The organism is Citrobacter sp. C6_1, assembly GCF_014596835.2.
GTDB classification, from domain to species: domain Bacteria; phylum Pseudomonadota; class Gammaproteobacteria; order Enterobacterales; family Enterobacteriaceae; genus Citrobacter; species Citrobacter pasteurii.
In genome coordinates this window covers 768,732-782,748 of the sequence record NZ_CP115031.1, presented here as the reverse complement: position 1 = coordinate 782,748, position 14,017 = coordinate 768,732, and the positions used below count along the sequence as shown (strand labels likewise).

Annotated in this window: 16 protein-coding genes; 7 read left to right on the top strand and 9 right to left on the bottom strand. The window is 53.3% G+C overall.

The features are described from left to right. Nucleotides 1-7 precede the first annotated feature (7 nt). Both scpB and IB196_RS03895 read left to right on the top strand, forming a co-directional pair. A complete protein-coding gene (gene scpB, locus IB196_RS03900) occupies nucleotides 8-793 on the top strand; it encodes a methylmalonyl-CoA decarboxylase (protein ID WP_005123332.1) in 786 nt (261 codons plus the stop codon). 24 nt (nucleotides 794-817) lie between these two features. Continuing rightward, nucleotides 818-2,284, top strand: a complete 1,467-nt coding sequence (locus IB196_RS03895; protein WP_040232117.1) for an acetyl-CoA hydrolase/transferase family protein — start codon at nucleotides 818-820, stop codon at nucleotides 2,282-2,284. Here IB196_RS03895 and IB196_RS03890 read toward each other — a convergent pair. The 7 genes from IB196_RS03890 to epd all read right to left on the bottom strand — a co-directional run bounded on the left by IB196_RS03890 (nucleotide 2,281) and on the right by epd (nucleotide 9,377). Then, nucleotides 2,281-3,177 carry a LysR family transcriptional regulator gene (locus tag IB196_RS03890; protein ID WP_040232116.1) on the bottom strand — a complete coding sequence of 299 codons (897 nt, stop codon included), beginning with the start codon at nucleotides 3,175-3,177 and terminating at the stop codon, nucleotides 2,281-2,283. The two genes, IB196_RS03895 and IB196_RS03890, sit on opposite strands and share 4 nt — an antisense overlap. Before the next feature lie 123 nt (nucleotides 3,178-3,300). Next, a complete protein-coding gene (locus IB196_RS03885; protein ID WP_005123328.1) occupies nucleotides 3,301-4,047 on the bottom strand; it encodes an oxidative stress defense protein in 747 nt (248 codons plus the stop codon). A 93-nt stretch (nucleotides 4,048-4,140) separates the two neighbouring features. Next, the gene (gene argO, locus IB196_RS03880) at nucleotides 4,141-4,776 is read right to left on the bottom strand and encodes an arginine exporter ArgO (RefSeq protein ID WP_040232272.1); all 636 of its coding nucleotides are present in this window, start codon (nucleotides 4,774-4,776) and stop codon (nucleotides 4,141-4,143) included. A 149-nt stretch (nucleotides 4,777-4,925) separates the two neighbouring features. Next, nucleotides 4,926-5,786, bottom strand: coding sequence for a small-conductance mechanosensitive channel MscS (locus IB196_RS03875; RefSeq protein WP_040232115.1), 861 nt, complete (start codon nucleotides 5,784-5,786; stop codon nucleotides 4,926-4,928). A 191-nt stretch (nucleotides 5,787-5,977) separates the two neighbouring features. Beyond that, nucleotides 5,978-7,057 (bottom strand): class II fructose-bisphosphate aldolase, encoded by a 1,080-nt coding sequence (gene fbaA / locus IB196_RS03870; RefSeq protein ID WP_003027029.1) that lies wholly within the window; start codon nucleotides 7,055-7,057, stop codon nucleotides 5,978-5,980. Nucleotides 7,058-7,145: 88 nt separating this feature from the next. Continuing rightward, nucleotides 7,146-8,309: a phosphoglycerate kinase gene (pgk, locus tag IB196_RS03865; RefSeq protein WP_003027032.1), complete on the bottom strand. Its 1,164-nt coding sequence runs from the start codon at nucleotides 8,307-8,309 to the stop codon at nucleotides 7,146-7,148. 39 nt (nucleotides 8,310-8,348) lie between these two features. Next, nucleotides 8,349-9,377 carry an erythrose-4-phosphate dehydrogenase gene (gene epd, locus IB196_RS03860; protein WP_003027035.1) on the bottom strand — a complete coding sequence of 343 codons (1,029 nt, stop codon included), beginning with the start codon at nucleotides 9,375-9,377 and terminating at the stop codon, nucleotides 8,349-8,351. Nucleotides 9,378-9,751: 374 nt separating this feature from the next. On the opposite strand from epd, the gene IB196_RS03855 reads away from it, so the two are divergent. The 5 genes from IB196_RS03855 to IB196_RS03835 are packed head-to-tail and all read left to right on the top strand — an operon-like array spanning nucleotide 9,752 to nucleotide 12,830. Beyond that, complete coding sequence (locus IB196_RS03855; RefSeq protein WP_005123323.1) at nucleotides 9,752-10,177, top strand: PPC domain-containing DNA-binding protein; 426 nt, start codon at nucleotides 9,752-9,754, stop codon at nucleotides 10,175-10,177. Nucleotides 10,178-10,201: 24 nt separating this feature from the next. Next, on the top strand, nucleotides 10,202-10,780 hold the full coding sequence (locus tag IB196_RS03850; RefSeq protein ID WP_005123322.1) for an ECF transporter S component: 579 nt from the start codon (nucleotides 10,202-10,204) through the stop codon (nucleotides 10,778-10,780). Continuing rightward, a complete protein-coding gene (locus IB196_RS03845) occupies nucleotides 10,781-11,488 on the top strand; it encodes an energy-coupling factor transporter transmembrane component T (RefSeq protein ID WP_188231915.1) in 708 nt (235 codons plus the stop codon). Continuing rightward, nucleotides 11,476-12,153 carry an energy-coupling factor ABC transporter ATP-binding protein gene (locus IB196_RS03840; RefSeq protein ID WP_040232112.1) on the top strand — a complete coding sequence of 226 codons (678 nt, stop codon included), beginning with the start codon at nucleotides 11,476-11,478 and terminating at the stop codon, nucleotides 12,151-12,153. The genes IB196_RS03845 and IB196_RS03840 overlap by 13 nt, the downstream gene beginning before the upstream one ends. After that, complete coding sequence (locus IB196_RS03835; RefSeq protein ID WP_040232111.1) at nucleotides 12,147-12,830, top strand: ATP-binding cassette domain-containing protein; 684 nt, start codon at nucleotides 12,147-12,149, stop codon at nucleotides 12,828-12,830. The genes IB196_RS03840 and IB196_RS03835 overlap by 7 nt, the downstream gene beginning before the upstream one ends. Here IB196_RS03835 and IB196_RS03830 read toward each other — a convergent pair. After that, a complete protein-coding gene (locus IB196_RS03830) occupies nucleotides 12,787-13,497 on the bottom strand; it encodes a nucleoside/nucleotide kinase family protein (protein ID WP_040232110.1) in 711 nt (236 codons plus the stop codon). The two genes, IB196_RS03835 and IB196_RS03830, sit on opposite strands and share 44 nt — an antisense overlap. Then, complete coding sequence (locus tag IB196_RS03825) at nucleotides 13,494-14,003, bottom strand: MltR family transcriptional regulator (protein ID WP_040232109.1); 510 nt, start codon at nucleotides 14,001-14,003, stop codon at nucleotides 13,494-13,496. Before IB196_RS03825 ends, IB196_RS03830 begins: the two co-directional genes overlap by 4 nt. Nucleotides 14,004-14,017 lie beyond the last annotated feature (14 nt).

Below are 14,017 nucleotides of genomic sequence, written 5' to 3'. Positions count from 1 at the left end.
GAACATTATGTCTTATCAATACGTCAACGTGGTCATCATCCAGAAAGTCGCGGTTATTGAGTTCAACTACGCCCGCAAGCTCAACGCCCTGAGCAAAGTGTTTATTGACGATCTGATGCAGGCGCTGAGCGACCTCAATCGTGCGGAAATTCGCTGCATTATTCTGCGCGCCCCGAGCGGGGCCAAAGTGTTCTCTGCCGGGCATGATATTCATGAACTCCCCACCGGACGCCGCGATCCGCTCTCTTATGACGATCCGCTGCGTCAGATAACCCGCATGATCCAAAAATATCCGAAGCCGGTGATCTCTATGGTCGAAGGCAGCGTTTGGGGCGGCGCATTTGAGATGATCATGAGTTCCGATCTGATCATCGCTGCTGAAACGTCCACCTTCTCGATGACCCCGGTCAACCTCGGCGTGCCGTATAACCTGGTCGGCATCCACAACCTGACCCGCGACGCCGGTTTTCACATCGTGAAAGAGCTGATTTTTACCGCTTCGCCCATCACCGCTCAACGCGCCATGGCGGTCGGGATCCTCAACCATGTTGTTCCCGCCGAGGAACTGGAAGATTTCACCCTGCAAATGGCGCACCACATCTCGGAAAAAGCGCCGCTGGCAATCGCCGTCATCAAAGAAGAACTGCGCGTGCTGGGGGAAGCTCACACCATGAACTCAGACGAATTTGAGCGCATTCAGGGTATGCGTCGCGCGGTATACGACAGCGAGGATTATCAGGAAGGGATGAACGCGTTTATGGAAAAACGTAAACCTAATTTTGTCGGCCATTAATCACGTCCGAGGAAGGAGACGGCCATGAAACGGATGAACGCCGAACAGGCGGCAGAAATTATCCAGCACGATGATATGGTGGCGTTCAGCGGCTTTACCCCCGCGGGTTCGCCAAAAGCGTTACCCAGCGCAATTGCCCAACGCGCCTGCGAGCAACATCAAACCGGGCAGCCTTTTCAGATCCGTCTGCTGACCGGGGCATCAATTGGCGCCGCCGCTGATGATGCCCTGTCTGCGGCGGATGCCGTTTCCTGGCGTGCGCCTTATCAAACATCATCTGGCCTGCGTGAGAAAATTAATCAGGGCCAGGTGAGGTTTGTCGATCTCCATTTGAGCGAGGTCGCACAGATGGTTAATTACGGCTTTTTTGGCGAGATCGACGTTGCCGTTATTGAAGCCTCCGCGATTGCGCCAGACGGCCGGATTTGGCTTTCCAGCGGCATTGGTAACGCGCCCACCTGGCTGCTGCGGGCGAAAAAAGTCATTATTGAGTTGAATCATTATCACAATCCCCGCGTGGCAGAGTTTGCCGACATCGTGATACCTGGCGCGCCACCGCGGCGTAACAGCGTACCCATTTTTCATACCATGGATCGCGTAGGTAGCCAGTGTGTGCAGATAGACCCCAGGAAAGTGGTCGCGGTGGTGGATACCGAACTGCCCGATGCCGGAAATGCGTCGGATAAAACCAATCCGGTCAGCCAACAAATTGCCGATAACGTGGTCACCTTTCTGCTGGCAGAAATGGCGCACAAACGCATTCCAGCTGAGTTTCTGCCCTTACAAAGCGGCGTGGGTAATATCAACAACGCGGTGATGGCGCGACTGGGGGAGAATCCGGATATCCCGCCCTTTATGATGTATTCGGAGGTGCTACAGGAGTCGGTGGTGCATCTGCTGGAAACGGGCAAGATAACCGGTGCCAGCGCTTCCAGTCTGACCATTTCAGCCCCGTCGCTACAGAAGATTTACGACAACATGGACTTCTTCGCCAGCCGGATTGTGCTGCGCCCGCAGGAGATCTCCAATAACCCGGAAATCATTCGTCGGTTGGGCGTCATTGCGCTCAATGTTGGTCTGGAGTTTGATATCTACGGCCATGCTAATTCCACGCACGTTGCGGGCGTCAACCTGATGAACGGCATCGGCGGTAGCGGCGATTTCGAGCGTAACGCCTATCTGTCGATTTTTATGGCTCCGTCGATTGCCAAAGGCGGGAAAATATCCACTATCGTGCCGATGTGCAGCCATGTCGATCACAGCGAGCATAGTGTGAAAGTGATCGTCACTGAACAGGGCATTGCCGATCTGCGTGGTTTATCTCCGATGCAGCGGGCGCACACGATTATCGATAACTGTGCGCATCCGCTTTACCGGGACTACCTGCACCGCTATCTGGAAAAAGCGCCCGGCGGGCATATCCATCACGATCTCAGCCATGCGTTCGATCTGCATCGCAATCTTCTCGAAACAGGCTCGATGCTCGGTTAACTTGCCGTACCGTCACGATCTTCAGCAATATGCTGGAGCATGGTGGCGGTATAGCGATGATTTTTCAGCGAATACAGAAACTCCTGCATATACATTGGGTTACCGGGCGCATCGAAATATTTCAGCGTCGACGGGTTCACCAGGCGCCAGGCGAAATACGGGATCACCGTCAAAAACTGCCCACGCTCCACCGCGCTAATCTTCGCCATAAAGCTGTACGGACGATAGATAATCGTCGGGTTGATCCCACAGGGTCGCATGTAAGCATCCAGCATCGCCTCAAAGTTGGCGCGATTCTGGAAACGCATTTGCAGCCAGGGCAGCTCGCGCAACAGATCCTGCGGCTGTTTTTCTTCGTAGCGCCGGGAAACGAGAAAGCCCAGACGCAGCGGAGGCAGTTCGCTGATCGCCATATTTTCCAGCCCCTGCACGCGGGGGGAAACGTGCTGCGGCGAGATAATAAAATCCAGTTTGCGATCGAACAGGTTATCAATCACCCCATTTTCGCTGAATTCAACGGCCTGAGCCGTCACGCCGTCATACTTATCGCCAAGGCTGATCAACTGGTCAAAAATAATCGTTGGGTAGGTATTGTCGATGCCGATGACGATTTCCCGCGAGCGGCGAGAGGTGTTATGGATTTCGTTATCAATGGCAGAAAGGCGCTGATAGACGGGAAACAGCTTCTGATACAACTCTTGTCCGGCTTTATTCAGGCTGATGTTGTTATCTTTGCGGGTAAATAACGTATAGCCGATTTGATCTTCCAGTGCGGCAATGCTTTTACCGAAAGGTGATGCGGTCATATGTATTTTTTCTGCCGCTCTGGCGATGTTATTGGTTTGCGCCAGCAGAATGAAATTACGCATCTTTTTTGAGATAAAAATATCCATAGCGTCCCCTTAAAAATCGCTATGGCCTATCCTCATTACGGCGAAAAAAAAGACCGGATGTGAAGTCTCATTTTTACAGTTGCTCACAGAAAAAACCCGGCTGGAAAGCCGGGTCTGAAAAGATTACTGCGTTTTGGCAGGCGCTGCTGCTGGCTGACCCGCCGCGGGTTCGAGCTGGAAGACCACATCAACCTGATCGTCAAACTGAATAACTGGCTGTTCGTAGGTTTCCTGAGCAGAGGCAGCAGGTGCGGCATCTGCTTTCATCATCCGAACCATCGGGCTCGGCTGATAATTGGAAACGTGGTAGCGCACGCTGTAAACGGGACCCAGTTTACTGTTAAAGCCCGCGGCCAGCTGTTCAGCCTGATGAATTGCATCATCAATTGCCGCTTTACGCGCTTTATCTTTGTAAGCATCCGGTTGGGCAACGCCCAGTGATACCGAACGGATCTCATTCAGACCCGCTTTCAGCGCGCCATCGAGCAGAGCGTTAAGTTTGTCCAGTTGGCGCAGCGTGACTTCAACGGTGCGCACTGCACGATACCCTTTGAGGATACTTTTACCATTCTGGTAGTCGTAGTCCGGTTGGGTACGCAGGTTGGCCGCGCTAATGTCTTTCTTCGCTATCTGGTTCTGTTCAAGGAAAGACAGATATTGCGCCACGCGCTCATCAGCCTGCTTCTTCGCTGACGCCGCATCCTTGGCAGCAACGTTCACTTCAATTGCCAGCGTGGCGATGTCTGGTGTCGCATCCACGCTTGCCGTTCCGGAAGTCACGATGTGCGGTCCATTTGGCAACTCATTTGCCTGTACCGATAGTGCGCTGAATCCGATTAATGCCGCCAGGGCCATTATTTTGAACTTCACGGTCGTTCCTCCATGTTTCAATAATTACCCCGAAACTCAGGGCACATGCAGGCAAGCTTAGCCGATCTCGCTGCGTTGTCCATCAGACAACACTTAGTTGAACAACGCTTGAACGTGCGCAACACCTTCTTTTGCCAGTTGAAAAGCAATAAACCACATCACTAATCCTACCAGCGTATTGATGATGCGCTGCGCTTTAGCAGTGCGCAGACGCGGAGCCAGCCAGGCCGCCAACAATGCCAGACCGAAGAACCACAGGAACGAAGCGCTGACGGTTCCTAGCGCAAACCAGCGCTTCGGCTCAACGTCCAGTTGCCCCCCCAGACTCCCCAGCACCACAAAGGTATCCAGGTAAACATGGGGATTGAGCCAGGTCACCGCCAGCATAGTAGCGATGATTTTCCAGCGCCCCTGCTTCATTACTTCAGCGCTGGCCAGTTCCAGATTGCTGCTCATCGCCGTTTTTAACGCACCAAAACCGTACCAGAGCAGAAACGCCACTCCGCCCCAGGTGACCAGCGCCATCAACCACGGCGACTGCATCAGCAAGGCGCTACCGCCAAAGATCCCGGCACAAATCAGCACTAAATCGCTGATAGCACAGAGTAAAGCAATCATGATGTGATACTGGCGGCGAATGCCCTGGTTCATCACGAAGGCGTTTTGCGGGCCAAGCGGAAGTATCATGGCTGCACCAAGCACAAGCCCTTGAAAGTAATACGATAACACGTTAATCATCCCGAACTGTTTCTCTTAGGAGCAGACTATAGCGCGGGAAAATCATTAGCGGAAATTGATAATTTTAATCGCAGATTAGGGAAATTAATGGAAAGGACGTTTTGTCGGCCCGGAAAGCGATAGCGCCTCCGGGCGCGTAATTACTCTGCCGTACTCTCTTTCACACGCTTGAAGTTCACATCCATCTGCGGATACGGGAAGCTGATGCCGTTGGCATCGAACTCACGCTTAATGCGTTCCAGTACATCCCAGTAGACACTTTGCAGATCGCTGCTGTTGCTCCAGACGCGTACGACAAAATTAATTGAGGAAGCCCCCAGTTCATTCAGGCGCACCGTCATTTCACGGTCTTTAAGAATGCGATCTTCCGACTGGATAATATCGGTGAGGATTTTTTTCACTTGATCGATATCGGAATCGTAGGCTACACCGATAATAAATTCGTTACGACGAACCGGTTCACGAGAGAAGTTAATGATGTTCCCGGCGATGATTTTACCGTTCGGGATCACGACAATCTTACCGTCAACGGTGCGCATAGTGGTGGAGAAAATCTGCACATTGAGCACGGTTCCGGCCACGCCACCGAGATCGACATACTCACCTGCACGGAACGGACGGAACATTACCAGCAGGACACCTGCGGCGAGGTTAGACAGCGAGCCTTGCAGCGCCAAACCGACGGCTAAACCTGCGGCACCGAGCACGGCGATCACGGAGGCCGTTTGCACCCCAACGCGGCCCAGAGCGGCAATCAGCGTGAAAGCGATAATACCGTAACGCACCAGTGCAGAGAGGAAGTCGGCAACGGTGGCATCAATTTTACGCGCCAGCATCAGGCGGTTAACGGTATTTGATACAATGCGCGCCACGATCATACCGATAATGACAATCGCGATGGCCGCAACGATGTTGACGGCATAGCTCAACAGCAGTTCCTGGTTACGCACCAGCCAGGTGCCCGCACCGTTTATGCTGTCGACAACATTCAAATCTTCCATTCACTATTCCTTTTTTGCTTACCCAAACGGGAGAAATAAAGCCGCCCTGACGGGACTGGCAACCTGACAAGGGTAAACAATAAACCTGGATTTTGCCAAACAGATCACAGAATTCTCTGCCAGCAGCACGTTGACATAACAATAAAAAAGGCCCGCATTTGCGGGCCTCATGTCACGTGGAACGACGTAAATTACAGAACGTCAACCGCGTTCAGTTCTTTGAAAGCCTGTTCCAGACGGGTGATCATGGTTGCCTGACCAGCACGCAGCCATACGCGCGGATCGTAGTATTTCTTGTTCGGCTGATCTTCGCCTTTCGGGTTACCCAACTGGCCCTGCAGGTAAGCTTCGTTTGCTTTGTAGTAGTTCAGAACGCCTTCCCAGGTAGCCCATTGGGTATCGGTGTCGATGTTCATTTTCACTACGCCGTAGCTTACGGAGTCTTTGATTTCCTGAGCAGTAGAACCGGAACCGCCGTGGAAGACGAAGTTCAGGCTGTTGTGCGGCAGGTTATGTTTCTTAGAAACATAGTCCTGAGAGTCGCGCAGGATGGTCGGGGTCAGAACGACGTTACCCGGCTTGTAAACGCCGTGTACGTTACCGAAGGAAGCTGCGATGGTGAAACGCGGGCTGATTTTGCTCAGCTCGGTGTATGCGTAATCAACGTCTTCCGGCTGGGTGTACAGTGCAGAAGCGTCCATGTGGCTGTTGTCCACGCCATCTTCTTCGCCACCGGTGCAACCCAGTTCGATTTCCAGAGTCATGCCCATTTTGGACATGCGCGCCAGGTATTTGGAGCAGATTTCGATGTTCTCTTCCAGAGACTCTTCAGACAGGTCGATCATGTGAGAAGAGAACAGCGGTTTGCCGGTTGCTGCGAAGTGTTTTTCACCCGCGTCCAGCAGACCGTCGATCCACGGCAGCAGTTTCTTCGCGCAGTGGTCAGTGTGCAGGATAACCGGAACACCGTAGTGTTCAGCCATCTGGTGAACGTGATGCGCGCCAGAGATAGCACCCAGGATTGCAGCGCCCTGAGGAACGTCGGACTTCACGCCTTTACCCGCGATGAAAGAAGCACCACCGTTGGAGAATTGTACGATTACCGGCGCTTTAACTTTTGCAGCAGTTTCCAAAACGGCGTTGATGGAGTCGGTACCCACGCAGTTAACAGCTGGCAGAGCAAAGTTGTTTTCTTTAGCTACCTGGAAAACTTTCTGTACGTCATCACCAGTGATTACGCCTGGTTTTACGAAATCAAAAATTTTAGACATTTTACGAGTCCTGTATCTTCGGCCTTGGAAAGGGCGCGCGCCCTAAAGCGCGCTAAAATAAGGGCAGGTTTCCCTGCCCATTAAATTCTTACTTTTTAGCACGCTCTTCGAGCATGGCTACTGCTGGCAGCACTTTGCCTTCCACGAATTCGAGGAACGCGCCGCCGCCAGTAGAGATGTAGGAGATTTTGTCAGCAATGCCGAACAGGTCGATTGCTGCCAGGGTGTCACCGCCGCCTGCGATAGAGAATGCTTCGCTGTCTGCGATGGCATTAGCAACGATTTCAGTACCTTTGCGGAAGTTCGGGAATTCGAACACGCCAACCGGGCCGTTCCACAGAATGGTTTTCGCATTCTTCAGGATGTCAGCCAGTTGCTGTGCAGAAGCGTCGCCGATATCCAGGATCTGCTCGTCTTCTTTTACATCGCTAACGGATTTCAGGGTAGCCGGTGCGGTTTCAGAGAATTCAGTCGCTACGCGAACGTCGGTCGGAACCGGGATGTCGCAAGTGGTCAGCAGACGCTTAGCTTCGTCAACGAGATCTGCTTCGTACAGGGATTTACCCACGTTGTGACCTTGAGCAGCAACGAAGGTGTTCGCGATACCACCGCCAACGATCAGCTGGTCAGCGATTTTTGACAGAGAGTCCAGAACAGTCAGTTTGGTAGAAACTTTAGAACCACCAACGATAGCAACCATCGGACGAGCAGGTTCTTTCAGCGCTTTACCCAGTGCATCCAGCTCGGCAGCGAGCAGCGGACCTGCACAAGCGACATCGGCGAATTTACCGATACCGTGAGTAGACGCCTGCGCACGGTGAGCAGTACCGAAAGCGTCCATAACGAATACGTCGCACAAAGCAGCATATTTTTTGGACAGCGCTTCGTCGTCTTTCTTCTCGCCTTTGTTGAAGCGAACGTTTTCCAGAACAACCAGTTCACCGGCAGCGACTTCAACGCCGTCCAGGTAATCTTTTACCAGGCGAACCGGCGCAGACAGTTTGTCTTTCAGGTAGTTAACAACCGGCAGCAGAGAGAATTCTTCGTTGTACTCGCCTTCGGTAGGACGACCCAGGTGGGAAGTTACCATCACTTTAGCACCCTGTTTCAGTGCCAGTTCGATGGTCGGCAGGGAAGCACGGATACGTGCATCGCTGGTTACTTTCCCTTCTTTAACTGGTACGTTCAGGTCCGCACGGATAAAAACGCGTTTACCAGCCAGATCCAGATCGGTCATCTTAATTACAGACATGGTGAATCCTCTCGTTGATTCATAAAGTTTTGTCGACGCTCAAGCGTCGAGCCTGAAACCAATAGCAGCCATCGCTAACGTCGTGTCGAGCATACGGTTAGCAAAGCCCCATTCATTATCACACCAGACCAGCGTTTTGATCAGGTGAGCGCCACTCACGCGCGTTTGCGTGCCATCAACGATGGCGCTGTGCGGGTCGTGGTTAAAATCTACTGAGACCAACGGTAATTCCGTATAGTCAACTATACCATGAAATGCACCTTGTGCTGCTTTTTGCAGCAACTGGTTGACTTCACTGGCTTTTACTGGTTTTTTCACCGTCACGCTTAAGTCGATCGCCGTCACATTTATGGTCGGTACACGCACCGCTATCGCCTCAAAACGATCGTTAAACTGCGGGAAAATTCGCGTGATGCCCGCCGCCAGTTTGGTATCAACCGGAATGATCGACTGGCTGGCCGCTCGCGTGCGACGCAGGTCAGGATGATAAGCATCAATAACCTGCTGATCGTGCATCGCGGAGTGGATCGTGGTGACGGTACCAGACTCAATGCCGTAAGCATCATCCAGCAATTTGATGACGGGTATTATGCAATTCGTGGTGCAGGAGGCATTGGAAACGATCCGGTGCTCAGCGCGCAGCTGATCCTGATTAACGCCAAACACAACGGTTGCGTCGATGTCGTGACTACCAGGATGTGAAAAGAGCACTTTCTTTGCGCCGGCGGCAATATGCGCCTCGCCGTGTTCGCGACTGCCGAAGACCCCTGTACAATCCAGCACAACGTCGACACCCAGTTCGCGCCATGGAAGCGCATCGAGCGTTCGCTCATGCAGAATGCGGATCGCGTCATCGCCAACGATGAGCTGGTCTCGTTCCTGACGAACATCCCAGGCAAAACGCCCATGGCTGGTGTCATATTTCAACAAATGCGCCATGCCTGCAGCATCCGCCAGTTCGTTGATTGCCACCACGGTGATTTCCGCCCGACGCCCGGATTCATACAAAGCACGAACCACGTTGCGTCCGATGCGACCGAAACCATTAATCGCTACGCGTACGGTCATAGGTCTCCTGCAAGGATTTCTCAGAAACGATGTGGCAGACAGAGTAATGCAGCAAATCGCTCAGGGAAACCTTACCTGTCGCAAACTGCGACTAATTGGTTAATTGTCGAACATTTAGTCTACTGAAACGCTTCAGCTAGAATAAGCGAAACGAGGAATAAAAGGAATGATTGTCCAGCAACAGAACACAGTTATCTGACTTACGTCACATTTTAATGTCCTTCAACACGACTTTTATTCCATATTCCAGAATTACGAATAACCGTAGCAAGATTATTTCGTTGCCATGTCACAAATCCTGATTAATATCAGAAAGCTCCCTAAACCGCGTCTATATTATCAGCGCAACGTCCGAGTCTCGGAGTCCCTCAACTATGGCAACATTCTATCCCCAACCATCTGAAGCTCGCTTTCATGCGCTGCGTTTATTACCGGGCCAGGAAGTCTTTTCAGCGCTACACGCGTTTATCCAGCAGCATCAACTCCAGGCAGCCTGGATAGCGGGTTGTACCGGCAGTTTGACCAATATTGCTCTGCGCTTCGCCGGACGTGAAGAAACCACACTACTTACGGGTACGTGGGAAATTATCTCTCTGAACGGCACGCTGGAACTTACCGGCGAGCATCTCCATCTGGCGGTTGCTGACCCACGCGGCGCAATGCTGGGCGGGCACATGATGCCGGGCTGTACCGTGCGAACCACGCTGGAACTGGTGATTGGCGAGTTGACGTCTCTGGCATTCAGCCGTCAGCCCTGCGCCGTTTCCGGTTATGACGAACTGGTTATTTCATCCCGCTAACGCTTCACTTATACGAGGTCTTTTATGGCGCGTCGCCAATTTTCCAGCCAGTCTCTGGTACTTATTGTCATTGCTATCGCCATCAACATGATCGGTGGGCAGCTTATCAGCATGTTGAAATTGCCTATTTTTCTCGACTCGATTGGCACGTTGATCAGCGCGGTGCTGTTAGGTCCGGTTGTGGGGATGCTAACCGGATTACTCACTAACCTGTTGTGGGGGTTACTGACCGATCCGATCGCCGCCGCCTTTGCGCCCGTCGCCATGGTTATTGGACTGGTTGCCGGTTGGCTGGCACGAGCGGGATGGTTTCGCACCTTACCCAAAGTCGTGGTCAGCGGCGTAATTATCACGCTTGCCGTGACCCTCGTTGCCGTGCCGATTCGCACGACTCTGTTTGGCGGTGTCACTGGCAGCGGCGCCGATCTTTTTGTCGCCTGGATGCACTCGGTCGGTCAGAACCTGGTGGAGTCCGTCGCCATCACCGTCATCGGTGCGAATCTGGTCGATAAAATCCTCACGGCAATCATCGTCTGGGTGCTGCTGCGACAACTTCCGCTGCGCACCACGCGCCATTTCCCTACGATGTCTGCCGTGCGCTAAATGCATCCGTTTACGTCGTTAACTCTGTGGGCGCTTGCCGCCTGCTCCACGCTCCTGCTGCCAGCCGGAGTGCCGCTGAGCTTGTACAGCGCCGCGACGTTTGTCGGTTTGCTATGTATGAAGGCTACGCGGTCGCGGGCGAAATACGTACTCTGGCTGATGATCCCCTTAGGACTGGGGCTATGGCTGGTGCACGGCGGATGGCTTACCGAGTGGATTAGCGGGCAGTCGCGCGCACCAGAACGCTGGGCCGATGCCGTTACGCTCTGGCTGCGGATCCTGGCCATTGTGTCGACATCGCAGATGTGGATGCAGTACGTACCGGTTTCGCGCTTTATGCGCGCCCTGTTTGCTTCACGCCTGCCGCCAGGCGTTGCCTACCTGTTCGCAGGCCCGCTGCTGGTGGTTGAACAACTCAAACGCCAGTTGGCGATTATTCACGAGGCTCAGCGCGCACGCGGCGTACCACTGGACGAGTCCTGGTACCAACGTTTACGCGCCATGCCTGCATTGATTGTGCCGCTCACCCATAACGCGCTCAATGACTTAGCCGTTCGCGGTGCAGCGCTCGATATGCGCGGATTTCGACTGCATCGCACTCGCACCACGCTGTGGGCGCCGCCAGACAGCACCCTACAACGTCTGGCCCGCTACGGTATGGTGGTTCTGATGGCAGTTGAGACAGGAGTCTGGATATGGTTACGTTAGAGCAGTTTCGCTATATTCCGACGCACGCTATGCGGCCATCCGCCTGTTACAACTTCCATTACGCCAGGCCTGGTATGGTGGCTATTTTTGGTGAGAACGGCAGCGGGAAAAGTACGCTGGCACAGCTGATGGCTGGCTGGTACCCCGATTTCCTTCCGGGAGAAATTGAGGGCGCAGGCACGCTGCTGGGTAATCCCATCGGGCGACTGTCGCTGGTAGAGCAGTCGAGTACCATCCAGCTTGTGCAGCAGTCACCTTACCTGCAGCTTTCAGGTTGTACTTTCAGCGTGGAAGAAGAAGTGGCGTTTGGCCCGGAAAACCTCTGTCTGGACGAGGCTGAAATTATGCAGCGCATAGATGCCGCCCTGACGCTGACGGAATGTCAGCCCCTGCGTCATCGTCATCCCGGCACCCTTTCCGGCGGGGAAACCCAGCGGGTAGTCATTGCCAGCGCACTCGCCATGCAGCCGAAAATATTGATTCTGGATGAAGCGTTCAGTCGCCTGACGGCGCAAGCCACGGCAATGCTGCTGGCGCGACTGCAACAGTGGGCACAGGAACAGCATGCTTTGGTAATACTTTTCGAACGCAACCCTTCACCTTTTCTCAGCTACTGCCAGCAGGCATGGCAGCAGCGCGACGGAGCATTGTCACCACTATGCTAACGCTAAACCAGGTCAGTTATCGCTGGCCGAACGCCGCCGATGACTGTTTACGCAATATTTCGCTGGAACTCCAGGAGGGGGAATGGCTGGCACTAACGGGCGATAATGGCGCAGGAAAATCCACGCTTTTGCGCATCATGGCCGGGCTACTGACGCCTTCATCCGGCACAATAACCCTGCAGAGCCGTCCGATTGCGCAACTGAAAAACCGGGAGCGTGCCAGGGTGCTCGGCGTCCTGTTTCAGGAAGCTGAAAATCAACTTTTTCACAGCAAGGTGGCAGAGGAAGTGGCTTTTGGATTACGGCTACAGAAGCATCCGGCGACTGAAATTGCGCAACGCACGATGGCGGCGCTGCGATTATGTCAATTAGAGGATGTCGCCGACGCGCACCCGCTCGATCTGCATACTGCACAGCGACGTATGGTTGCCGTCGCCAGTCTGGAAGCCCTCGAACCTGCTATTCTACTGCTGGATGAGCCCAGCCGGGACTTTGATGCGCACTGGCTTGGCGTCTTCGAAAACTGGCTGGCAGTGTGTCGTACGCGTGGCGCCAGCGTTGTAGCGATCAGTCATGACGCTGCATTTACGCAGCGCCATTTTTCGCGCGTAGTACGGCTACACAACAAAAATCTCATGCCGTCCGATATGCCCCCTCAAGCGTCATCTCCAGCATAAGGTCTGCTGGCAGGCTATCTTCCAACACCCGACGAACATTCGGTCCGTCGGTACGCTCATAAAATGCCTCAGCGTCAACTTGTGAGAGTCCGCCAGCCAGTTTACGGCCTACCAGTCGCGTACGCAGCGCATTGGCTGGAGCGCGAATAAACAACGAGTAATCACAAAACTCAGCTAACGCTCGCCATCTTTCATCATCGCGCAATAGCCAGTTTCCCTCCACAATCACCATCGGCGCAGTCACCCGTATGGCCTCTTCGACCGGATCGTGTTTTTGCCGATCGTATTGCGGCCAGAAGCCTTCCCCTTCCCTTATCTGGCGTAGATTCTGCGCAAGCTTATCCACATCAAAGGTTTCCGGCGCACCTTTGTATGTCCGCAGATTATGGGCATCCAGCCAGTTGTTGTAGTGATGAAAGCCATCCATCGGCAGCGTCTGGATCTTCGGCAGACAAGGATCCTGAGCGCAGAGATATTCCCAGAAGGTGGTCAGCGTCGATTTACCCGTACCCGGTGGCGCGCAGAGAAAAACTATCGTACGTCGCTGCGGGTTAGCGGCCTGTATTTTTGCCAGTTGCTGTAATAACGGTTTGTGGACGTTCTCTATCTCATCATCATGGTAATGTGCTTCAACCTGGAGCCCATTCACCGTTAGTTCGATTTTCACGGCGTTAATTCCTTTAAAATCGCCGTCACCGCCAGCGTCATTGCCGTCTTGACCATTGCGCTAAAGCGCACCTCGGACCACGCAGCAAAGTCGGCAAATTTCATTGACTCCAGCGCGCCGTAGAGCGTTGCGTTGCGGGTAATACTGTTCACGTTGCTAACAAAATCCCAGGTGATGTCATCGGCAAAACCGGGGATAGTATCCTGCCCGTTTAAGTACTGATAAAACTGGGAAAAATGGGTGATATCGGCGTAAAGCCATTTATCCATTTTTCCCAGCGCATAAATCAGACGTAGCGCAACGTCGATATCGTCAAGCGGTCCACTCTGGGCGAGCAACGGCTTCACTGCATATTCCACGATCTCTTCATCGTTATTAACGAACAGCGACGGCAGAAAGCGCTTAATGCCCTGGAGCAAAATGTTATGTGCCGTCGTCATAAACGAAAGTAAATTATTTTGAGCATCCAGTTGCTCAAGCACATCGTCTTCTGTCAGCGTCGTCATTAGTTACCCGATAA